This window comes from Alteriqipengyuania halimionae, from assembly GCF_009827575.1.
In the GTDB taxonomy this organism is placed as follows: Bacteria; Pseudomonadota; Alphaproteobacteria; order Sphingomonadales; family Sphingomonadaceae; genus Alteriqipengyuania_A; species Alteriqipengyuania_A halimionae.
The window spans coordinates 1865884-1887500 of record NZ_WTYR01000001.1; the positions used below are offsets into that span (position 1 = coordinate 1865884).

Consider the following 21617-nt stretch of genomic DNA (forward strand, 5'->3'; position numbering starts at 1 on the left):
AATGAGCAAGTGGATCGGAGCGGCAGCCTGGAGCGCGAAGGAAGCGCCCGTGGGCGAGCGCCTGCCCTATCTGCGGCTTGAGGACGGCGAGACCGTGCTGTTGCGCGATGGGGCCATGATGATGGCGATCCAGGTCCCCGGCCTGTTGTTCGAAACGGAGGACAGCGCCGCGCTGAACGCCCATGCCGCCACACGCGAAGTGGTGCTGCGCTCGACCCTCGATGCGCGCTTCGTGCTCTATCACCACGTCATCCGCCGCCGGGTCGACGTCGCGCTCGATGCGACCTTCGACGATCCGATTTCGGCCCATATAGATCGCCGCCATCGCCAGCTCCTGTCGGGCGGCAAGCTGTTCGTGAACGACCAGTTCATCACCCTGATCCGCCGCCCCGCGCGCGGCAAGGCGGGCTGGGCCGAACGCGCCAGCCGCGCATGGAAGCGCAGCGGCAAGCGCGAAGCCGTCGCCGATCCGAAAGAACAGCGCGCGCTGCGCGCCGCCGCCACCGGCCTCGTCGCCGCGCTCCAGCAATATGGAGCGCGCATCCTTAGCGATTATCGCGGGCCGAGCGGGCACACCAATTCCGAACCGCTCGAATTGCTCAGCGCGCTCTACAATGGCGAGATGCGCCCGGTGCGCCGCCCCGAAGACCACGCCGATATCGGCCACATGCTGCCCTATCGCCGCGCCAGCTTCGGCCTCGATGCGATGGAATTGCGCGGCGCCGGCGGGGTCGATTTCGCCTCGATGCTGAGCCTCAAGGAGTATCCCGAGGCGACGGCGCCGGGCCTGCTCGACAATCTGCTGCGCCTGCCGTTCGAGATGACGGTGAGCGAGAGCTTCGCCCCCAATGAGCGCCAGACCGCGCGCGAGCGGATGGATCTTGCGATCCGCCGCCTGCGTTCGGCCGACGAGGAAGCGGCGAGCGAGCGGGCCGAGATGCTCAGCGCGCGCGACCAGTTGGGCGCAGGCTCGGTCGGTTTCGGCGACCATCATTTCTCGGTGCTGGTGAAAGCGCCGGACCTCAACGAACTCGACGAGGCCAGCGCGGCAGTCGGCGCGGCACTGGCCGATACCGGCGCGATCGCGGTGCGCGAGGACACCAATCTCGAACCCGCCTTCTGGGCGCAGTTCCCTGGGAACGAGCAGTATATCGTCCGCCGCGCGCTGATCTCGACCGCGAACATGGCGGGCTTCGGCAGCCTGCACGGCTTCGCGCTGGGGCGGGCGGAGAACAATCACTGGGGCGATGCGGTGGCGCTGCTGCAGACCACCAGCTCGACCCCGTTCTTCTTCAATTTCCATGCCGGCGACCTGGGCAATTTCTCGGTCATCGGCCCGTCGGGTTCGGGCAAGACCGTGGTGATGAATTTCCTCGCCGCGCAGGCGCAGAAATTCTCGCCGCGCACGATCCTGTTCGACAAGGATCGCGGCGCGGAGATCTTCATTCGCGGGATCGGTGGGCGTTACGACCGAATCAGCCCGGGCGAGCCGACCGGGTTCAACCCGCTGGCCCTGCCCGATAACGCCGCCAACAAGGCATTTCTGCGCGATTGGCTCGCGGTGATGCTCAATGCCGAAGGGCCCGAGGAACTCGGCACGATCGCGCACGCGGTCGATGCCACCTACGAAAACGATCCGCGCCTGCGCCGCTTGCGCCACTTCCGCGAATTGCTGTCGGGCTCGCGCCGTCCCCAGCCGGGCGACCTCGCCGATCGTCTGTCGGCCTGGATCGAAGACGGCGAGCACGCCTGGCTGTTCGACAATGAGCGCGACCTGATCGATCTCGACCGCCGCGTGCTCGGCTTCGACATGACCGCACTGCTCGAAAGCCCGCGCCTGCGCACGCCGGTGATGATGTATCTGTTCCACCGGATCGAGGAACGGCTCGACGGCGAACCGACCATGATCCTGATCGACGAGGGCTGGAAAGCACTCGACGACGAAGTCTTCGCCGCGCGCATCCGCGATTGGCTCAAGACGCTGCGGAAACGCAATGCGCTGGTCGGCTTCGCCACGCAAAGCGCGCGCGACGCGCTCGATTCCAAGATCGCGACCGCGCTGGTCGAGCAGACCGCGACGCTGGTCTTCACCCCCAATCCGCGTGCCCGGGCGGAGGATTATTCCGAAGGCTTTGGCCTGACCGATCACGAACTCGCGCTGATCCGCACCCTGCCCGCGCACAGCCGCTGCTTCCTGGTCCGCCAGCCCAATGCGAGCGTGGTGGTCCGCCTCGACCTCGGCGGCGCACCCGAAGTGCTGACCGTGCTGTCCGGCCGCGAAGCCTCGGTCCGCAAGCTCGACCAGATCCGCGCCGAAGTGGGGGACGAACCCGCCGCCTGGTATCCACGCCTGACCGGCGATGCCTGGCCGGGCGACGCGGGTGTCGCGCATGAGGGCGATATGCCCGAGGCCGCCGAATGACGCCCGGCGCAACCTCCGTGGCTGCATCGCGGTGCGATCTCTATACCGACGGCGTCGCGGGCGGTCTCGCCGCGACCCTGCGCGGGGTGGATTGCGTCGCGGGCGAGATGGCGCAAGCCGCCTTCGCGCGCCTGCTCGGCCCCGACGGGCAGTTGATGCCGGCACTGACGATCTTCTTCACGCTGTTCATCGCGCTGTTCGGGCTGGCCTTGATGACCGGGCGCACACGGGTCGGCATCGCGCAGCTTACGCCGCGCTTTGCGACATTGTTCCTCGTCATCCTGCTGACATCGAGCTGGCTCGCCTTCTCCTCGATCGTCTGGAACCTGTTCGTTCTCTCGCCCGATTACCTCGCCAGCGTGATCACCGGATCGGATGGCTCCGCCACCGCGACCTTCGCGCAGAAGATCGACATCACCTTCGCCACGATCGGTCAGATCGCAGGCCAGGGTGGCGAATCGCAGGATATCTCCGTGTTCTCTCCCACCGGGCTGCTGTGGCTCGGCGGCACGCTGCTGCTGCTCGGCACGGTCGGCGTGCTGGTAACGGCCAAGATCGCGCTCGCTGTGCTGGTCGCGCTCGGCCCGCTGTTCGTGCCGTTCGTTCTGTTCCAGGGGACTCGCGGGCTTTTCGTGGGCTGGCTCAAGGGGCTGACCATGCTCGCACTGGCGCCGCTGTTCGCAGTGCTGGCAGGCGGCGTGATGCTCGAACTGGCGGTGCCGGTGATTTCCAGTCTCGCCACCCAGCAGGGCAATATCGACCCGCGCGCCGCGATGGCGTTTTTCCTGATCGGCGCCGTCCATGTCGCCCTGATGGTGCTGGTGATCAAGGTCTCGGGCACGATGGTATCGGGCTGGACCGTGTTCGGCCTGGCCCGCGATCGCAGCGAGAGCCGCACCATCGTCACCACCACGACGACCGGATCGTCCACCCAGCCGCGCGAACCAGCCGCAGCGCAAGCCGCTGCCGCCAGTGCCAGCGCCGCCAGCCGCGCGCGCATGCCCGCTGCGATCCTCGCCGCCAATGCTGCCAACGATGGCGGCGGCGTATCGACCCGCAGCGAAATCCGCACCGTGACCGAACGCGCCGCGGGCGTTGCTGCCGGCACGGGCACGGGCGGTCCTTCACGCACACACGGGATCGGCAGCCGCTTTCGCGCGCCGTCCACCGCAAGCAAACCGGAGATGATACGATGATGCGGGTGGTCGCAGCCCTGCTGCTGGCGCTGGTCGCGCTTCCCCCTGCCCTGTCGCCGAGCCCGGCGCAGGCGCAGGATCCGCGCCTGGTCGAAATCTATTACGACGAAGGCCGCGTGGTCCGTCTGGAAGGACGCACCAATGTCCAGGCGATGATCGTGTTCGGCGAGGACGAAACGATCGAGAATATCGGCATCGGCGATTCCAACAGCTGGCAGGTCACGCCCAACAAGCGCGCCGACCGCGTGTTTGTGAAGCCGCTGTCCGAAATCGCGATGACCAATATGACCGTGGTGACCAACAAGCGCACCTATCTGTTCGACCTCGTCAGCAATCCGCGCAACCCGCCGGTCTATATGCTGCGCTTCGTCTATCCCGACGAACCCGAAGAGGAAGCGGAGGACGCGGGCCCCGCGCCGTCCGCCAGCGCGGCCGAACTCGCAGCGGCGAACGATCCCTATGCGGTGGTCGACCCCGCAACGCTCAACACGCTGTGGTCGCGCCGCGGCGACGAGACGCTGATGCCCGAGCGGATCTACAACGATGACGAGGCGACATTCATCGCCTGGAATGCCGAGCAGCCGATCCCCGCGATCCTGCTGCGCAACGATCAGGGCGAGGAAGGCCCGGCCAATTACACTCTGCGCGGCGAGACCATCGTGGTCGAAGGGGTGCCACCGCTGATCGTGCTGCGCAATGGCGAGGAAATGGCAGAACTGTTCTACGCCGGGCCGCCGCGCGAAGGGAGTGAACGCTGATGCTGGGATCGAGCGACAAGGTGAGCGCGACGGAGGCCGATGTCGATCCGCGCGACGAAATGGACATGGAGGACGCGGACCTCGCCAGCCGCAATGCCTTTCCTGCCGTCACGCAGCGCAAGGGCGCGAGCGACGGGCTGGGTCTGGCTGCCGGGATCGCCGGGATCGGCCTGCTTGGCGCGGTCGTGTTCTGGAGCCTCAACAACGCGCGCACCAATCAGGACGATCAGGCGGTCGGCGGAGGCCAGGCGCAGCAACAGCCCGCGCCTGGGCCCGCCACAGCCGCATCTCCCGCTCCCGTCGGGGCCGACCAGCAAACCGCGCAGGCGGCCCCCACGGCACCGCCCGCTGTGGCTTCGGTTCCAGCCTATACCAGCCCCTCGCCCGGCATTCCTGCCCCGGTCGGCCCGGTCGGCAATCCCTATTCTTCGCCCACGGTCGTCTATGACGGTGGCGGACGCGCGCCCGGCGCGGCAGGCGGAGGCGCGGGCGATACACCGCCGTCGGTACCGGCCGCCCCGGGTGGCGGCAGCGCCGGCGATTTCGCCGCACGGATCGGCGGCGTCGGTGGCGGGCCCACCCGTGCCGCACGTTCGATCGACCCATCCACCACCGTCGCGCAGGGCACGCTGATCCCGGCCATACTCGAAACCGCGATCAACACCGATGTGCCGGGCTATGTCCGCGCCGTGGTGAGCAAGGATGTGCGCAGCTTCGATGGCAAGCGCGTGCTCGTCCCGCGTGGATCGCGCCTCGTTGGCCAGTATCAGAGCGGGGTCCAGGCCGGACAGAAACGCGCCTATGTGATCTGGACGCGCTTGCTGCGGCCCGACGGCATCTCGGTCGATATCGCTTCGCCCGGCACCGGCTTCGACGGAACGACCGGGCTCGCGGGCGATGTCGACAATAAGTTCTTCCAGCGCTTCGGTTCGGCGCTGCTCCTGTCTGTCATCGGCGGCTTGACCGCGGTGGCCGGCGGCGGTGCAGGCGTGGTGCTTGGCGGCGGACAGAGTGCGGCTGCTGCGGCGCTTCAGCAGGACGGCCAGATCGGCCCGACCATTCGCGTCAAGCAAGGTGAACCGATCCGCGTCTTCACCGCGCGCGACCTCGATTTCACCGGCGTCCCGGCGGGCCGCTGATCCGATGGACGCCGCGCCCCCCGCACTCGCGACGGATAGCGACGACGCCCCGGCCATCCCGGCCGAGGCGCACAGCGTCTATCTCGATGCCTATCTGGCACCGTTTCGCGAATGGCTGGATCGCGACACCGTCACCGAAATCATCGTCAACCGCCCCGGAGAGGTGTGGATCGAAGATGCGGCTCAGCCGGGCCCGATGCGCAAGCTCGACGCGCCCGAAATCGGCGATCGGCTGGTCCAGCGGCTGGCCGAACAGGTCGCTCGCGTCTCCCACCAGGGCATCAATCGCGAGCATCCGCTGCTCGGTGCGACTCTTCCGGCCAAGGGAGGCGAAGGCGGCGCGCGTATCCAGTTCTGCGGCCCGCCCGCAGCGCGCAAGCACTGGTGCATGGCGATCCGCCGCCATCGCCAGCTCGACCTTCCGCTCGACGCCTATGATCGCGGCCCGCTGGCCAAGCCCATCGAACCGGACTTTCCCGATCCGCAGGAAGCCCCGATCGACTTCCTCCGCGCCGCGATCGGGGCGCGCAAGACAATCCTCGTTTCTGGCGGCACCTCGACCGGCAAGACCACCTTTCTCAACGCCATGCTCGGCGAGATCCCTGGCGAGGAACGCGTGATCCTGGTCGAAGACACACCAGAATTGCGTTTGCCGGGCGAAAACGGCGTCGGCCTCGTCGCGGTCAAGGGCGAGCTCGGCGAAGCCAAGGTGACGGCCAACGAATTGCTGCAGGCGGCACTGCGGCTCCGCCCGGACAGGATCGTGCTGGGCGAATTGCGCGGAGCGGAAAGCGTCTCGTTCCTGCGCGCGATCAACACTGGCCACCCGGGCAGTTTCTCTACCGTCCACGCCAATTCGGTGCGCGGCGCACTCGAACAATTGTCGCTGATGGTGATGCAGACCGGGATCGGCCTGTCGCGGCAGGACACGCTCGAATACGCCGCTTCGGTCATCGACGTGATCGTCCAGCTCGACCGGGCCGACGGCAAGCGCGGCATATCCGCGATCGCCAAGTCGCGCGACCTGGTGGAGCTCGCCGGCGCACCGGCCTGACCCGTCTCTAGATACCGAACACCTTGAGGAAGGCGTCCATCGCGCCTTCGAGCCCGCGCCGCACCCCGCCCTTGCGTCCGGCGAGCGGCGCTTCCTCGATCACCAGCACGCCGCGCCCAGATTCAACCTTGTCCTTGAACAGCGGCTCCTGCCCGAACAGGTAGGGCGCGAAGGTCTCGTTGCGGGTGACCGAATAGGCCAGATCGGCGCTGAAGCCGACCAGCTGGTCCTGCCCGAAGATGCGGCCGCTGCGCGCCTGCTCGATCCGCACGCCGCGCCCGCCCTTCACAATCAATCGCACCGGCCCGTGGAACACGAGATAGCGCAATTGCAGCGTCAGCCAGGCGTTGAGCGAGAACAGCCGCCAGTGGCTGGTGATTCGCATCGGGGATCCAGCCGGTTGCACCAGCGCGACCAGCGCGCGCGGATGGAGCACGCAGCTCGCCCCGGCGGGCAGTTCGAGTTCGGCCAGTTCGGCAAACGGATCCTCGACCGCCGAGATCGTGGTCGTCTCCCCCGCCCCCTCGACGCGGGTGAGAAACGCGAGGCCCGCCGCGATGCTCGACACCGGATGGCGATAATCGAGCAACCAGCGCGTGCGCTTGGTCCCCGTCAGCGACGTGGTTTGCAGGTAATGTTGGCGCACCAACAATTCCTCGCTCGCGCCCAGTTCGACCGGGATCGAGATTCGCGACGGGACGGTGGGGAGCATCGGGGCCTGCGATCCGCCCGGGACGGTCAACCGTATGGCCGCGCGCCGTTCGGCCAGCGGGGCGACGATGTAATAGAGGAAAAAGCGGATCAGATACGGCGTTAGGATGATCGCCACCAACGCGATTGCCGCCTTCACGAGGATGTCGCGCAGCGTGTTGCCCTTGGCGGCAAGGCGCACCTCCTTGATCGCTGCGCGCGCCGAACGCTCGGCATCGTCGACGGAGCGCCGGGCGGCTTCGACTTGTGCTTGCGCCGCCTGCGACGCGGCGAGCCGCTGACGACGTTGCTCGACCATCCGGTTGAGCCGCCCGCAGGCCTCTTTCGATTGTGCGGTCAGCTTGTCCGCTTCGCCGGTCAAGCGGTTGCGCGTGGCCTTTACTGGCCGCGAACGCGCATTGAAGCGGTGGATCTCGGCATTGACGGCATCGCATTGCGCTCGCGCCTCGGCGATTGCCGCAGGGCCGGGAATCGCAGCGAGGTTGGCGGCGGCCTGCTTTGCATTGTCGAGATCGACCCGAGCCTCGAGCACGGCGATCTCGCGCTCCATCACCGCCCTGCGCAGTTTCAGCCGTGCGCCTTCGATGATCCGCGACGGGAGGACCGAGCCCAGGACGCCGCGTTGCTCCAGCTGTCGATCGATCGCCGCCAGTTCGCGCTTCCGCGATTCCAGCGCCTCGCGCCTCTTGGCAGAAGTGGCTTCTTCCCATTGATCGAGATTGCTTGCGAGATCGGCTTTTGCCTCCGCCCTCAATTCGGTCAGCCGCTCGCCGATTTCCGCCGGGCCAGACAATTCGCCCGCCACGCTGTCGCCCGACAGCGCATGTCTGGTCGCCGCCAATCCGCCCTGCTGCACGAATGCAATCGCGCAGACGAGCAAGGCGAAGACGACCAGATGCCGCCCGATCCAACCGGCGATAGCTTTCATGGCTTTCCTAGTAGGTGCGCGGCGAGTGCGGCGCAACGCACGGCATAAGTTACCCAGCGCCGAATGCCGATAAAACCCGGCCACCGCCAAGAGGTAGCCGGGCAGATTGAACGACAGTGCCTTCGGCGCCCTTAGGGAAGATCACCTCCCGAACAGTTCGGGATAGGTCCATGCCCAGGGGTAGCGGGTGTTCCCCAGCACCATCGTGACGATGGCAGGATAGATCAGTTCCGCGCGGACGTCATTGCCGAGCAGGACGACGCAGCGCTTGTTCGCCTCGTCGCACTGCGCGATGTTTCCGGTCCACTCGTTGTGACCGCCCTTGGCGAAAAAGCGCCCCGACGGCCCTTCCCACGTATCGACGCCGAGCCCGCCCGCAAGGTGCACCCGCGGCCCGATGGGGTCGTAGGTTCCCAGCACCTTGATCGTCGGAAACTTGGACTTCGTGCTGATCGGCACTTCTGGGCGCGTCCATTCGGCACGCATCTCTGGCGAGAGCCCTTCACCAATCAACATCCCGCGCCACATCCGCGCTTGGTCGGCGATGGTCGTGTCCATCGATCCCGATGCGCTGACTCCGCTGCGCGCGTCGTGCGGTTCGAAGGTGCCATCGAACCTGTAGCCATCGGCCAAGTGGCTCGCGAAATCTTCGCGCCATTGCATGCTGGTGTCGGGCATGCCGAAGCGGTCGAAGATGCGGCGCTGCATCTCGTCTTTCACATTCAGGCCCAATCCTTGCTCCAGCACGAACTGAAGCAGGTAGAAGCCCTCGCCCGAATAGGCGTAGGCGGTGCCGGGCGTGAAGTGGAACGACATGTCGTGGTCTGGTTCCAGCCAGCGCAGGTTTGCGAGACCCGAGCTGTGGTTGAGCAACATGCGCGGCGTGAGCAGCCGCCAGTCCTCGTCGCCTTGCAGCGACGACCAGTCGCCACGATCCTCGTCGCTATATTCGGGCAGCGGCTTGGCCAGATATTCGCTGATCGGCGTGTCGAGACCGATCCTTCCCTCGTCCACCAGTTGCAGGACCATGTAGGTGAAGGCCGCCTTGGTGATCGACGCGGCATACATGATCGTATCGGTTTCGAGCGGCACCTGCTTTTCGACATTGGCATGGCCGAAGGCGCGGACATGGCGAACCTCTTCGCCGTCGATAATCGCGATAGCCATGCCCTTCACGTCGTTGGCCGCCATCAGCTCCTCGATCCGCGTGTCGAGCCCGTCATAGTCCTCGACCGGGGCGCTCGCTCGCGCATTCACGGAGGGCGGCGTGATGACGGTGGGGGCGCAGGCGCCAAGCAGGGTGGCGGCGAACAGGGTCAGTTTCTTCATGGTATTCTCCTTCGAGAGGACGAGCGAAAGGGTGGCGCGAAGCGTGCGCGTGCGGGTCTGCGAAATGTCAGATAGTCAGGGCGTCAGCGGATCATCGCCATTGCCATGCGGCGAAGAAGCAGCCTAGCCCACCGATGATCAGCGCGATCCCGGGGATCAGCGCCCAGCGGTACGGCGGCGCCTTCACGACCACATCGCTGCCGACTAGGTTCCACACGCGCTTGCCGCCGGGCACCTGTTCGGTGAACATCGGCCCGCGCATCTGCGTGATGAACTTGGTTTGCTCATCCTCTCCCGGCGCGCCCGGCGCGCCCGGCGCGATGTCGGTATCGAGCGGGGCATTGACAGCAATCACGCCGATCGACTGATACGTATATTGGGTGACGGCGCGCGCAGGCTCGAGCTGAGAGAACCCGACGATGCCGCCGCCGATCATCAGGGCGACCAGCCCGGCTATCAGCAACCGGCGCGGCGTCTGGATATCCTCGTGCGAGCGCTTGAGCAGCAGGTCGCGCAGCGCATCGATCTCACGCAGCCGGTCGAGCTCACCGGGGAACAGCACGCCGACCATCTCCTGCGCGTCGATCCGGTAGGCATCGACCAGCCGGTGGTAGATGTCGCCCGAGGGGATCGACTTGCCGTTCTCCAGCTTGGAGAGATAGCTCTGCTCGATCTTCGCGCGCGCCGCAGCCTCGGGCTGTGTCCAGCCGCGTTCCGCTCGCTTGTGCCTCAGATACTCGCCGAATTTCATTGCCGTTCGTCCCGTTGCGATGACCTTTATTCACGGGGAGGAATGGCGAGAATACAAGCGGAATATTCGGGAATAAGCGTGAATTTCAGAACATACTGCGTGACTTGATCGCGCTGGAGCGGATAAATCGACGTCAGGTCGGCAGCCCGGGCCCCTCCAACCGCATCGCGATCATTTTGACCGATCAAGGGCGTTGCAGGCTGATTTCGACCGGAGCCCCATCCCGCATCACAGTCAAGGTGCTGGCATCCTGGGTCGGACGATCCTCGGCCAGCCAGCGCGCCACCCCGCAGGCGCCGGGCTGTTCCGAAAGGTCTCGCCCGTCGATCGCGACGACCTCGTCGCCGAGGCGCAGCCCCGCACGCTCCGCGACCGAACCTTCGAACAATTGCACGACCTTCACCGCGCCCTGCCTCATCATGAGGCCGTAGCCGGGATATACAGAGGTCGCCGCCGGCCGATCACGCTCGTGCAACATCATGCGGTCCGCCGAGTAATCCAGCGTCACGTGGTACCGATTCAGAATGCCCAGCCCGATGAGCGATGGCGGCGCATTACGGGTCGTGGCCGAAAGCCGGGGCAATGCCGAGCCGAGATTCATGCCATCCAGCTCGAACCGCAGCAGATCGGTCGTCGCGCCAATTCCTGCGGCCGAAACGCCGTGCGAGCCGCGCCCTTCGGTTCTGCTGCCGGCTACGATTGCCTGCTGGACGCGCTTGTCGCCGGTCACTCGATCGAACAGGATGATCGTGTCCGAATTGCCCGTGTCGAACAGTGCACGATCCTCGAAAGAACCGAAGGCATAGTCGAAGACCGGCGCGTACGGGTATCCGTCGATATGCAGGTCGGTTTCGATATCTGCCGACGCTCGTTGCAGGCCTGGAATATCGTGCGCCTCCGCCGCGATCTGGAGCACATTTTGCTCGCCATCGATATGCCAGACGCTCCCGGGGAAAATGTTGGAGCCGATGACACCTGCGCCGATGAAGCAGCCGTTCGGATCGGAAATCTTGAAGTCGGCAATCAGGACGGGGATATCGGAGAAGGTCAATCCACCGATCCTCAGCTGATCGACCAGCGCAATCCTAGTGGTAAATTCCTTACCGTTGGCGTCCCGCCCCGTGTTCTCTCCGATCACCTTGAGATCAAGCTGCTCGGCCAGCTCTTGCGAAATCATGGTGGGCGCGCCCGTGTCGAAAACGAAGCTGCGCTCAACCCCATTCACACTCGCCTGAATGGCGTACTTGCCCATGTGCGGGACCAGCGGAACGGTTTCCACCTCCTGACTCCGCTTCACATCGACCGGAGCTTGAAGCGCCGCGACCGCTTCCGGTGACATTTGCGCGTGAACGGACGGTGCAATTGCAAGAACAGCGAGACATGCACAACCGAATGCGAAACCAACTTTCATCGGGACCCCTTCCCTGCAGGTGCAGCTTGGTCTCTATTCCGATTCTCTTGATGAACCCCGTCTGACCCGATGTGATGATAGCACGCCACCGGCACGATCGGATGCACGACAGTTGAAAAGCTCACAGGATTGATCTTCTAATGTCCGGTAGGGACGTCGCGAGTAACCGGATTGACGACCAGAAGGAGCCGCCGCTCGCCGCTACCTCCTATCGGTGGAGAGCGATGAATTGCGGGCTTGCCGGACGAGAGCCGGCCTTTGAATATCCCGACGTCTCCGGGTTGGAGAGAATGGATGTCCTCGGGCTGCTCTCCTGCGGCGATGCGGCAGGCGTCCGTCTCCACGATCTCGAGACGAAGCGCGACCGCATCGAATTCCATGATTGCGCCAAATCGCTCGGCCAGCGCGGCGGCATCTTCGATCAGCGCTTCGTTGCCAGCGGGCAGCGCTGCCCGCAGAGCAGGGTCGATTGCCTCACGCCGCGCCTTGAGCCTCAGATTGCCATCCTTGCCGAAGGGCAGCGGACGAGCGACATGTGATTCACCGCGTTGCCAAATCGCCAGAGAGCAATCCTCGTCACGGATCGCTTCGAGGACCGAGGGATTCGTACCTGACTGAACAGGCCGTGCTGCGACCGACACGTCTACTGGCATTTCAAATCCTCAATCTGCAATGATTTGACAGGTGCCGAATGTCGCGCCCCATTTGTCACTGTTCGGAGAACGCCCATGGCGCGATCCACCGGGCCAAAGGTCATTGGGATGCGCACCTGCACTGCCGTGATGGCTGGACAGTCGAACCTGCCGTTTCGGCCTGGTCAGCCTGCAGGCCGCGCCTTGCGCATGCGATAGAAGATCCCGCTCTCGTCCTGCCCGGTCAGCTCGAGAACGCCGCTCACGACGATGACCTGGCTTCCACTCGTGGCGAAGGGCGTGTCCGCATAAACCTCGATGAACTGGTTGGGCATTGCGTGGAAATGAAACGGGCAGCCCGGCGGATAGCCGAGCAACACGAAATAGTTCTGCTTTGCGCCGTTCTCCATCGGCATCATCCATCCGGCGACCTTGATGCGCTTGCCCGCCAGCTTCTTCACTTGCGGGGTGAAGAGCGGCTTCGACAGGATATACCCTTGCGGATCCTTGCGGGTTGTTTCGCCGGTCGCCTCAAGCGTCTTCCAGGCGACCCCGCCCTTCGGGGTGGCGGCCGGTTTCCAGATATCGTCGACCGGCGCGATCCCGTTGCTCTGGAAGGCCGCGGCAGGTGCGCTCGACAGCGGGAGCGCAAAAAGGGCGCCCATCATGGCAAGTTTTGCAAAACGCTGTTTCATGCGTTCACTCCTTCGATCAATGGGTTCGTGCCAGGGTCTTGACCGGATCGATCCGATAGACCCGCCAAGCCGGGAACAATGCCGCGACGATGCCGATCGCCAGCACCCCGAGAAGCAGCCATCCTTCGCTCGGCAAGGGATGCCATGGGGTAAGGCCGAGATCATTCAACGTGGCCGAGTTGGCCTGCGCCAGCGCCAAAAGGCCATGCGCGCCAAGCCATCCCGCCGCCGCGCCCAGCGCAGCCGTTATCAGCCCTTCGAGGATGACGGTGGCAAACACCTGAATGCGCGAAGCGCCCATGACCCGCAGCAGGGCAAGGTCGCCCTCGCGGTTTCGAGCCATGCCGAGCAGGGCCACGAAAATCGCCAGCCCGCCGGTGATCGCCAGCAGCCAGGCAAACAGCCGTATGCCGTCCACGCTCGCCCCGACGAGGTCGAGCAGGCGCGCAGTCTCCGCCGCCGGAACAGCGGCCTGCATCTCGGTCTGGCGATTGATCATCGCCGGAATGCGGATCGCGCCGGAAGCATTGCGATAGCGCACGAGCAAGGCGGTCACTTCCGGTTCGAGACCGTTGCCTTCGGCCTGCAGCGCCGGGTGATCGTGGTCCGCTGCCTCTTGGTGATCGCCTTCATCGGCATGATCATGGTCTTGACCATCATCGTCGTGGTCATGCCCTTCGTGATCGCGTTCGATACCGTGGACATCCCAGACACTTTCGACCGAGGTCAGGATGAGACGATCGGCAACCCCACCGGTCGGCTCAAGGATGCCGACCACCGTGAAGGGAGCGTGATCGTGACCGCTTTGGGCGCCTTCGTCGGCTTCGAGACCATGGCTGCCGATGAATCTCTGCCCGATTGTGGCCCCGGTCGTCTCGGCGACCTTGGCACCCATCACGGCTTGCATCGGCCGCTCGAAGGTCGCGCCCTCGGCAAACTGCGCGTCGTACAAGGGAAAGAACGTCTGATCGGTGCCAACGATACGATAGCCGTCGGAATTGTCTCCGAGCGCAAGTGGGGTCGCGCTCTTCACGGCCGGATCGCGCCGCAGCAGATCGACGCTGCCGAGCGGGATATTGCCGGTTGGCTGGTCGACATGGAACACGCTCGACAAAATCAGTTGGAGTGGCGATCCCTTGGCGCCGACCACCAGATCGATATCGCGGGCATCGCGTTGAAAGCGATCTTGGGCATGGGTGCCGAATTGCAGAAGAAGCACCAGCATCGCCACTGCGATCGCGAGCAGAAGCGTGTTGAGCGCCGTGGTAAGCGGGCGGTCGCGCAGATAGGCCCAGGCCAACCGGATCATGAGTGGAGGCTCCCGTCGCTCAGCTCGAGAGTTCGGTCGAAGGATGCCCGCAGCCGTTCGTCATGGGTGGCGACAAGCAAGGCCGCCCCGATCTCGTCTGCGACCTCGTGCAGCAGCGCGGCGACATTCTCGGTGTTGGCGGTGTCGAGCGCCGAAGTCGGCTCGTCGGCGACCAGCAAGCGTGGCTGGACCACCAGGGCACGGGCGATGGCCGCACGTTGCGCTTCACCCTGGCTCAGCTCGTAAGGACGCGCATTGGCCCGGTGGGTGATACCCAAACGTTCGAGCGTGGCGCCGATAGCCGCGCGATCGACACTGCCACGCTGAAGACGCTGGGCCAACTCCAGGTTGGCCTGAACCGATAGCGCGGAGACGAGCCGCAAAGTCTGGAAAATAATGCCCAGATTGCGCTTGCGGACGAGATCGGCACTCGACTTTCCATCGCTGGAAGCGATGTTCGCACCGGCAATCTCAACCGCGCCTGCATCTGGCTGCTGGAGGCCACAGACAATGTTGAGAAGCGTCGATTTGCCCGAGCCGGAAGGCCCGAGCAAGAGTGCACGCTCGCCCTCTTTGAGTTCAAACGCGACATCACGTAGAACGATCTTGCCCGAATAGGACTTTTGAACGCCGGAAACTGTCAGGAGCATAAATTAGATCAGGTGAAGGTCGCTTTGGCCTCTGCGGAAACGGGTGCTCCGCCTTCGACATCCCATTTGCGCGGCGGGATCGGCTCGCTGTTCGCGGGCGCTCCTTCTTGTGCGCGGCGCGCTTCCTTCTCCTCGCGCTGTTTCGCACGGTCGGGCTGCTCACGGCGTTCGGCGCGTTCGCGTGACCGCATGTCTGCCTGCCTCTGCTGATCCGGATCGGACGGCGGCATCGGCGCGGAGCGTGCCCCGCTGAAGGGATTGTAACGGTGTGCGCCACCATAGCCCAGGATCCCATCCAAGTCGCAGGCCATGGTCTGCGTGGGGGCGAGAAGAAGGGCCGCGAAAATGGTTTTACGATACATAGGCCACCTTTGTGATGTTATACTGTATCATCTGCTGCTCGCTTTGCAACACGAGATTTCGCCCCCCAGCCGCCTGGCGGCCGACAGGGAGTCGGAGGGCGTTCCGTGTCGCGCCGCAAGCCCGTTCGACCAACGACAATCGCGTTGCGAGAGATCACGCGGTGCCGGCTGCGATCGCTGCCGAGGGCATCGCGCAGACGCGAAATTTTAGACGCAACTCTTCGCGGCGCTTCGATGGGCCGGAGCTGACGCTCAGCGAACGACGCCAACCTGATCCTGCTATCATCGCACCCATCACATTCGGAGCTGTGCCGCCCAAATTGCTCGGTCGGTAAGCTAAGATGAACTCGGAATCGAAGTGCCGCCATTGTCGCTGGCGGCCGCCATATGAAGCGCGATGAATGCGTTTGCGAGGTCGGCTTCGTTGTCGAGCAGCGATTGTCGGCTGGAAATCAACTGGCGCTGTGCGTCGAGCACATCGAATAGCGAGGCGAGGCCTTCACGATAGAGCGCATTCGATTGACCCAGCGCGGTTTCGCTCTGCTCAATCGCTTCGGCAAGAGCTTCGGCGCGCTGTCGGTATGCGTCGATCGCGGTCAGTGCATTCTCCGCTTCGCCTAGAGCTTCCAAGAAAGTCTGGCGGTATTCGGCGAGGCTGGCATCGAGCTCGGCCCGCGCTGCGTCAACCTCGGCACGGCGCCTCCCTCCATCGAACAGCGGCAGGTCGAGCGCCGCACCCAGACTGGCCAGGAACTGCGAAAACACCCCTCCCACCGTGCCGTCGCCGATAAGGATCGACCCCGGTACGACCAATGAGGGCCTGAGGTCGGCCTGCTCTATTCCCACCCGGGCTGCGGCTGCGGCGAGCCTGGCCTCGGCTGCCAGCACGTCTCCCCTACGCCGCAGCAAATTGGCAGGACCGCCGATGGGAGGGCCTTGGCCATAGTCGGGAATCGTGGAACGCCCGCCAGGCGGCGCGATTACCAGACGGCCCGGCGTTTCACCAAGCAGTACCGCGAGAGCATTCTCCGCCTGTCCGCGGGCAATCTCGATCAGGCCAAGCCGCGCCTGAGTTTGCGCCAGGTCGGCTGCGGCGCGACGGACATCGAGATTGGCAGAGAGCCCCGCTTCGAAGCGTAATGTCACGATGCGCAGCGTCTGGCGCTGCAAATTGGTCGATTCCTCCAGCAGTGCAAGCTGAGCGCCGGTGCGGCGGTACTCTACGTATTGCGAGGCAATCGCCGCGGCAACCAAGCGTCGCTGATCGGCGCGAAGGTAATCCGCCTCGGCATAGCGGGCGGCTGCAGCGCGGATTTCCGCTCTGAGCCGACCCGAGAAATCGGGGTCAAAACTGCCGAAAAGGCCAGCGCTTGCAGTGGAGCGCGCACCCCCATCGTCCAGCTCCACGCCTGCTTCGGCGGCGCCGTCGACCGATGGCAGCCGGTCGGCACGTTCTGCCTCCAACAATGCCTCGGCAGCACGCAGCCGGTCCCGCGCCACAATGATGTCGAGATTGGCGGCGAGGCCGCGCGCGATCAATTCGTCTAGGACCGGGTCTGAAAAGGCCTGCCACCAAAGCGCGTCGGCACCTGCGGGCGGCAGGTCGGCGGCGTACGCTGCGGGCGCATCGATTGCCGCTTCTGGCACATTGATGGTCGTTGTCGCGCATCCGGCAAGTACCAGAGACGGTAATGATAGAAAGGCAACGCCCCGCATCATGCAGGCGCCATCGTCATGTCTTCGTCGACATCATCGATTTCTTCCTGAAGCTTGGCGAGGTCGACGCTGCGTGGCTGGCCGAAGCGAGCTATGCCGAGGTAGATCATTGGCGTTAGGAAAAGGGTGAAGAAACCTGCGATACCTAGCCCTCCGAAGATCACCCAGCCGATCGACTGGCGAGCCTCCGCCCCTGCGCCGGAGGCCAGTATCAGTGGGACAGCGCCCAGAACAGTCGATATGAGCGTCATCGCGATGGGCCGCAGGCGGATCGCTGCCGCCTCCTCGACCGCCTGGCGAACATCACGTCCTTGATGCCGCAACTGGTCGGCAAATTCGACGATGAGTATTCCGTTCTTCGCCATCAGTCCGATCAGCATCACCAGACCGATCTGCGAATAGATGTTGAGCGATATGCCCGAGAGAAACAGCGCAAGGATCGCCGCAGCGAGCGCGAATGGCACCGTCAACAGCACCACCAGAGCGCTCGTCACGCTTTCGAACTGCGCGACCAATACCAAGAACACGATGACCAAGGCGAACATGTAGGTCAGGAGGACATCGTCCGAGGTCTCCTCGAGGCTTTCGGCCTCTCCCTGTAGCAACATGTCGATATCGCTCGCGATTGCTTCTGCGGACAGGCGTTCGATTTCTTCGACCGCTTCCTGCAGCGGCCTACCCTCTTCGATGTCCGCGGACACCTCGATAGCGCGTCGCTGCTCGGTTCGGTCGAGTTCGGCGGCAACACCCTGTTCGACGATCTCGGTAATGGTCGACATCGGCACCAGCGCGCGACTTTCGGTGCGGACATAAAGGTTGCGAAGGTCGGAAGGGTTGGTGACCGTCTCGGCTTGGGAGGTCAGGAAAATCGGCACCGCCTGGTCGCCCACATTGAGGTCGACGATATCGTCCCCTCCCACCATCGCGCGCAGCGTTTGCGCGACATCGTCCAGATCTACGCCAAGGTCGGCGGCCCGCTGGCGGTCGATGCGGATCGACAGCTGCGGCTGCGTGGGTTGGTACGAGATGTCCGGATTTGAGAGGATGCTGGAGTCGGTATCGATCGCCTCGGAGAGCGCGAGCGCGGAGCGATAGATATTGTCGTATTCGCCTCCGGTCAGCGCTACCTCGATACTGCCACCTCCGCCGCCACCGAAGCTCAGGGTACCACGCCCGCGCGCATTGGTTCGCGACCCGGGGATATCACCGAGCGGCTCGTTCAACTCCTCTACGATCTCGGTCTGGCTGCGATCGCGATCGCCCCAGTCCGACAGCTGGGCTGTCACCCGGACGCGATTGGGATCGTAGCGCCCCACGATCGAGAACGTGCTCTGTATTTCGCCGCTGTCGAGGTAGGGCTGAAGGACCATTTCTATCTCGTCGAGTTCGCGATCCATGAAATCCAGGCCGACGCCATCGGGCCCGGTCGCATCGACCTCGATCACCCCGCGATCCTCGTCCGGCACAAGCTCGCTGTCGAGCTGGAAGAAGAGCAGACCGCTGAGCGCTGCGACGGCGACGGCACTGCCGATCACCACCTTGCCACGGTCCAGGCACCATCCCAGCGCCGAGGTGTAGCGCTCACGCATCCGACCGCCCCAACTCGCAAGACGATCCGTCTCGTCTTCCGCGCTCCTCAAGTCGAATTTCGCCGAAAGAGCGGGAATTAGCGACAAGGCAACGAACGAAGAGATGAGAACGGCTACCGACAGGACAAAGCCGAATTCACGAAACAAACGCCCCGCTTCGGATGGAAGGAAACTGATCGGGAGGAAAACCGAGATGAGCACGGCGGTGGTTGCGACGACGGCGAAAAAGACCTGCCGCGTTCCGACAACCGCAGCGGCGCGCCGACCCAGACCCTTGTTCTGCAACCGCTGGTTGTTCTCGAGTACTACAATGGCGTCGTCGACAATCAGGCCAGTAGCGAGGACGAGGGCGAGCAGGGTAAGTAGGTTGATCGAAAAGCCCATCAGCCAGATCCCTGCCAGAACCCCGACCAAGGCGACCGGAATGGTCGTGCTGGGGATAATTGTCGCCCTCCAGGCGCGGAAAAACACCAGCATGGTTCCGACCACAACAAGGATCGTAAAGCCCAACGTTATCAGGACCTCGCGAACCGAAATCTCGATGAAATCAGCATCGTCCGAGACGACGGTGATCGCAATGCCCTCGTACCGTGCATTGACCCGCTCGACAGAGGCACGGATCGAGTTCGAGATTTCAATGGTATTCGAGCTGGCCTGCCGCACCACCCCAAGACCGACGATCGGCCGACCGTCGAGCCGCACGAAATTGGTGGCATCGGCCGGTGCAAGGGTCACCTCGGCGACATCCCCCACTCGCGTTGTACCAGCCACGATTACCTCGCGTACCAGCTCCGGATTAGTCGCGCTGGCGTCTGCGCGCACCACGAGCTCCTGGGCATCCGACCGGAACGATCCGACCGGGACGTCATATGGTGCGCGCTCCAAGGCGGTGGACACGTCGCTTATCGTCAGGCCGAAGCGGTTAAGACGCGCAGGATCGACCGAGACGCGCATCTGCAGGGCGCGGGTGCCAAACTGCCCGATACTGGCAACGCCCTCGGCCGTCAGCAACTCGGGGACAACGTCATTCTCGACCACGCCCGTCAGTTCCGCTTCGCCATATAGGTCGCTGGATACGGCCAAGATCATGATCGGCTGCGCGTCGGCATCGGCCTTGACGATGTTGACCTGTTCGACCCGGTCTGGGAGGTCGCGCGTGACACGGCTGACCGCCTCGCGGACGTCCGATGCAGCGGTATCGAGATCCACCCCGGGATTGAATTCGGCGCGGATGCGGGTGTTGTTCTCTTCGCTGGAGGAGCGAATCTCGCGAACACCCGTGACGCGGGCGACGGCATCTTCGAGGACGCTGGTCACCTCGCTGTCCATTGTTTCCGGTGCGGCACCGGGCAACGATGCCGAGACAGAAACGATCGGTCGATCGACATTCGGGAGTTCGCGGACCTCAATCCCGGCAAAGGCAGCAAGCCCTGCAATAACGATCAGAAGATTGAGCACGCCTACCAGCAGCGGTCGTTTAACCGCTAGCATCGGTAAATCGGATTTATCCGCCATTGGCGGCTGTTCCGTTCTCGGCCGGCCGCAATTCGACATCGGCCTTTGGCGGTCCGTTGCGCTGCACCAGGCGGATCGACTGACCGTCTCTAACTTTCTGCACACCCTCGACAATGACGCGGTCGCGCGGTGTCAGTCGTCCATCGACCAGTGCCAACCCTTCGCGGCGAGAGGTGATCGTCACCGGCACGCGCACGGCCTTGCCATCGCGGACCACGAAGAGATGCGCCCCTTCTCCGCCCCAGACAATGGCTTCCTCGGCTACGGATGGCCTGCTGACGTCGTTCCGCGTAAATGCGACGCGAAAACTCATGCCGGGGCGAAAGCGATCTTTCGAGTTTTCAATCATCGCGCGCGCGATGAAGTTGCGGCTTTCGCTCGAGATACTCGAATCGGTAGAGATGATGCGTGCATCGATCGGATTGTCGGCGTCGGAAAACGCCGCCACTTGAACCACCTGTCCTTTGCGCAAGGCTGCGAACACCTCCTCGGGTGCCGGAAAGTCGATATACAGTCGGCTGCGCTGATCCAGCTGCGCAATGGGTGTTGAATCGCCGACCCTGTCTCCCGGATCGATCTCGCTTAGCCCGATATGGCCCGAAAATGGCGCGCGAACGGTTCGGTCGTCCACGGCTGCCTGTGCTTGACGCAGAGCCACTCGGGCGGAAGCGAGCGCGGTCTCGCCCGCCTCGATCTGGCTTTCAGAGATCGCTCCGGTGTCCTCGATCCGGCGATAGCGCCCGAGAAGTTGCTCGGCCTCGCGAACCTGAACGCGCGCCGCATCGACCGCGAGCCGTTCCTGCCGCGCTTCCAATTCGAGGAGCGGCTGTCCCGATCGCACATAGTCGCCAGCCGAAAACATCACGCGGGTCACGCGTCCTGCGCTTTCAGGATAAATCTCGGCCGAGGTGACGGCACGAGCGGTGCCGATGGCTTCGACTTCCGTTTGCTCGGGCAGGAAGCGCACTACTTCTGCCACGACGGGAATGGCCTCTTCCGTGCGCTCTTCTTCTCCGGACGAGCAACCGGCCAGTAATGCAGCTCCGAGCAAAAAGAGCGTATGAATTTTGGAAGCCATGAAAGCGGACGTAGCTAGGTAGCCCAGCAATCAAAAGCCCAAACCGCGCTCGATTTCTGGCGAGTCCCGTTGAAGGTCAGCGGCCTAGCTTCCCTTTTCGCATGTCTACGTCTGGTTCTGACGAAGGTCGTAGTATCTTCGAATGTCCGAGATTGGGGCGCAAAGCTGACGGTCTGGGAAAGATCAGCCTGGCTTGCCGCAGACCATAGGATGCTCGTTCCGAAAACCGAAGAGCCGACGCGGAGATCGATAGAAAGTCTTCTTACGGAAATTCTGCTTCCTATGTGCTTCCAGTGACCAACGCAAAAAACCCCGCTGCAAGCAGCGGGGTGAGTTTCTTTTGGGTTCTCAAACGGACGATGGTTGCGGGGG

Annotated in this window: 17 protein-coding genes and 1 tRNA gene (1 of these 18 running past the window's edge); 5 read left to right on the plus strand and 13 right to left on the minus strand. The window is 64.1% G+C overall.

Translation table 11 applies throughout. From position 1 onward, the window contains the following. Position 1: 1 nt before the first annotated feature. From GRI68_RS09045 to virB11, 5 genes are read left to right on the plus strand one after another with little or no spacing between them, the layout of a single operon-like run. On the plus strand, positions 2 to 2422 hold the full coding sequence (locus GRI68_RS09045; protein WP_160616952.1) for a VirB4 family type IV secretion/conjugal transfer ATPase: 2421 nt from the start codon (positions 2 to 4) through the stop codon (positions 2420 to 2422). 17 nt (positions 2423 to 2439) lie between these two features. Then, positions 2440 to 3618: a type IV secretion system protein gene (locus GRI68_RS09050; RefSeq protein WP_325063789.1), complete on the plus strand. Its 1179-nt coding sequence runs from the start codon at positions 2440 to 2442 to the stop codon at positions 3616 to 3618. Next, complete coding sequence (locus GRI68_RS09055; RefSeq protein WP_234028755.1) at positions 3615 to 4376, plus strand: TrbG/VirB9 family P-type conjugative transfer protein; 762 nt, start codon at positions 3615 to 3617, stop codon at positions 4374 to 4376. Before GRI68_RS09050 ends, GRI68_RS09055 begins: the two co-directional genes overlap by 4 nt. Then, a complete protein-coding gene (locus tag GRI68_RS09060; protein ID WP_160616954.1) occupies positions 4376 to 5515 on the plus strand; it encodes a TrbI/VirB10 family protein in 1140 nt (379 codons plus the stop codon). The genes GRI68_RS09055 and GRI68_RS09060 overlap by 1 nt, the downstream gene beginning before the upstream one ends. 4 nt (positions 5516 to 5519) lie before the next feature. Further along, positions 5520 to 6569 carry a P-type DNA transfer ATPase VirB11 gene (gene virB11, locus GRI68_RS09065; RefSeq protein ID WP_160616955.1) on the plus strand — a complete coding sequence of 350 codons (1050 nt, stop codon included), beginning with the start codon at positions 5520 to 5522 and terminating at the stop codon, positions 6567 to 6569. Positions 6570 to 6576: 7 nt separating this feature from the next. Here the strand turns inward: virB11 and GRI68_RS09070 are convergent, their stop codons facing one another. The 13 genes from GRI68_RS09070 to GRI68_RS09130 all read right to left on the minus strand — a co-directional run. Further along, complete coding sequence (locus GRI68_RS09070; protein ID WP_160616956.1) at positions 6577 to 8208, minus strand: hypothetical protein; 1632 nt, start codon at positions 8206 to 8208, stop codon at positions 6577 to 6579. A gap of 141 nt (positions 8209 to 8349) precedes the next feature. Next, the gene (locus GRI68_RS09075; RefSeq protein ID WP_160616957.1) at positions 8350 to 9537 is read right to left on the minus strand and encodes a serine hydrolase domain-containing protein; all 1188 of its coding nucleotides are present in this window, start codon (positions 9535 to 9537) and stop codon (positions 8350 to 8352) included. Positions 9538 to 9628: 91 nt separating this feature from the next. Further along, a complete protein-coding gene (locus GRI68_RS09080) occupies positions 9629 to 10288 on the minus strand; it encodes a helix-turn-helix domain-containing protein (protein WP_160616958.1) in 660 nt (219 codons plus the stop codon). 184 nt (positions 10289 to 10472) lie between these two features. Then, positions 10473 to 11627 (minus strand): aspartyl protease family protein, encoded by a 1155-nt coding sequence (locus GRI68_RS09085; RefSeq protein WP_160616959.1) that lies wholly within the window; start codon positions 11625 to 11627, stop codon positions 10473 to 10475. Positions 11628 to 11836: 209 nt separating this feature from the next. Next, positions 11837 to 12352, minus strand: coding sequence for a DUF1826 domain-containing protein (locus tag GRI68_RS09090; RefSeq protein WP_160616960.1), 516 nt, complete (start codon positions 12350 to 12352; stop codon positions 11837 to 11839). Positions 12353 to 12516: 164 nt separating this feature from the next. Continuing rightward, positions 12517 to 13026 (minus strand): DUF3299 domain-containing protein, encoded by a 510-nt coding sequence (locus tag GRI68_RS09095; protein WP_160616961.1) that lies wholly within the window; start codon positions 13024 to 13026, stop codon positions 12517 to 12519. A 16-nt stretch (positions 13027 to 13042) separates the two neighbouring features. Continuing rightward, complete coding sequence (locus tag GRI68_RS09100) at positions 13043 to 14335, minus strand: ABC transporter permease (RefSeq protein WP_160616962.1); 1293 nt, start codon at positions 14333 to 14335, stop codon at positions 13043 to 13045. Next, entirely contained in the window at positions 14332 to 14985 is a 654-nt protein-coding gene (locus GRI68_RS09105; RefSeq protein WP_160616963.1) for an ABC transporter ATP-binding protein, read from the minus strand. Before GRI68_RS09105 ends, GRI68_RS09100 begins: the two co-directional genes overlap by 4 nt. A gap of 8 nt (positions 14986 to 14993) precedes the next feature. Then, complete coding sequence (locus GRI68_RS09110) at positions 14994 to 15296, minus strand: hypothetical protein (protein WP_160616964.1); 303 nt, start codon at positions 15294 to 15296, stop codon at positions 14994 to 14996. A gap of 387 nt (positions 15297 to 15683) precedes the next feature. After that, the gene (locus GRI68_RS09115) at positions 15684 to 17066 is read right to left on the minus strand and encodes an efflux transporter outer membrane subunit (protein WP_160616965.1); all 1383 of its coding nucleotides are present in this window, start codon (positions 17064 to 17066) and stop codon (positions 15684 to 15686) included. Continuing rightward, a complete protein-coding gene (locus tag GRI68_RS09120) occupies positions 17063 to 20143 on the minus strand; it encodes an efflux RND transporter permease subunit (protein ID WP_234028756.1) in 3081 nt (1026 codons plus the stop codon). The genes GRI68_RS09115 and GRI68_RS09120 overlap by 4 nt, the downstream gene beginning before the upstream one ends. 13 nt (positions 20144 to 20156) lie before the next feature. After that, on the minus strand, positions 20157 to 21245 hold the full coding sequence (locus GRI68_RS09125) for an efflux RND transporter periplasmic adaptor subunit (RefSeq protein WP_160616967.1): 1089 nt from the start codon (positions 21243 to 21245) through the stop codon (positions 20157 to 20159). 360 nt (positions 21246 to 21605) lie between these two features. After that, positions 21606 to 21617, minus strand: a tRNA-Met gene (locus GRI68_RS09130) (it continues 65 nt past the right edge of the window).

Excerpts from the sequence above, each read along its gene's own strand:
- GRI68_RS09125 (WP_160616967.1), bottom strand. The coding sequence starts at position 21,245 with ATGGCTTCCAAAATTCATACGCTCTTTTTGCTCGGAGCTGCATTACTG.
- GRI68_RS09060 (WP_160616954.1), top strand. The coding sequence starts at position 4,376 with ATGCTGGGATCGAGCGACAAGGTGAGCGCGACGGAGGCCGATGTCGAT.
- GRI68_RS09120 (WP_234028756.1), bottom strand. The coding sequence starts at position 20,143 with ATGCTAGCGGTTAAACGACCGCTGCTGGTAGGCGTGCTCAATCTTCTG.
- GRI68_RS09075 (WP_160616957.1), bottom strand. The coding sequence starts at position 9,537 with ATGAAGAAACTGACCCTGTTCGCCGCCACCCTGCTTGGCGCCTGCGCC.
- GRI68_RS09115 (WP_160616965.1), bottom strand. The coding sequence starts at position 17,066 with ATGATGCGGGGCGTTGCCTTTCTATCATTACCGTCTCTGGTACTTGCC.
- GRI68_RS09100 (WP_160616962.1), bottom strand. The coding sequence starts at position 14,335 with ATGATCCGGTTGGCCTGGGCCTATCTGCGCGACCGCCCGCTTACCACG.
- GRI68_RS09110 (WP_160616964.1), bottom strand. The coding sequence starts at position 15,296 with ATGGCCTGCGACTTGGATGGGATCCTGGGCTATGGTGGCGCACACCGT.
- GRI68_RS09090 (WP_160616960.1), bottom strand. The coding sequence starts at position 12,352 with ATGCCAGTAGACGTGTCGGTCGCAGCACGGCCTGTTCAGTCAGGTACG.
- GRI68_RS09055 (WP_234028755.1), top strand. The coding sequence starts at position 3,615 with ATGATGCGGGTGGTCGCAGCCCTGCTGCTGGCGCTGGTCGCGCTTCCC.
- GRI68_RS09095 (WP_160616961.1), bottom strand. The coding sequence starts at position 13,026 with ATGAAACAGCGTTTTGCAAAACTTGCCATGATGGGCGCCCTTTTTGCG.
- GRI68_RS09105 (WP_160616963.1), bottom strand. The coding sequence starts at position 14,985 with ATGCTCCTGACAGTTTCCGGCGTTCAAAAGTCCTATTCGGGCAAGATC.
- virB11 (WP_160616955.1), top strand. The coding sequence starts at position 5,520 with ATGGACGCCGCGCCCCCCGCACTCGCGACGGATAGCGACGACGCCCCG.
- GRI68_RS09085 (WP_160616959.1), bottom strand. The coding sequence starts at position 11,627 with ATGTCACCGGAAGCGGTCGCGGCGCTTCAAGCTCCGGTCGATGTGAAG.
- GRI68_RS09080 (WP_160616958.1), bottom strand. The coding sequence starts at position 10,288 with ATGAAATTCGGCGAGTATCTGAGGCACAAGCGAGCGGAACGCGGCTGG.
- GRI68_RS09045 (WP_160616952.1), top strand. The coding sequence starts at position 2 with ATGAGCAAGTGGATCGGAGCGGCAGCCTGGAGCGCGAAGGAAGCGCCC.
- GRI68_RS09070 (WP_160616956.1), bottom strand. The coding sequence starts at position 8,208 with ATGAAAGCTATCGCCGGTTGGATCGGGCGGCATCTGGTCGTCTTCGCC.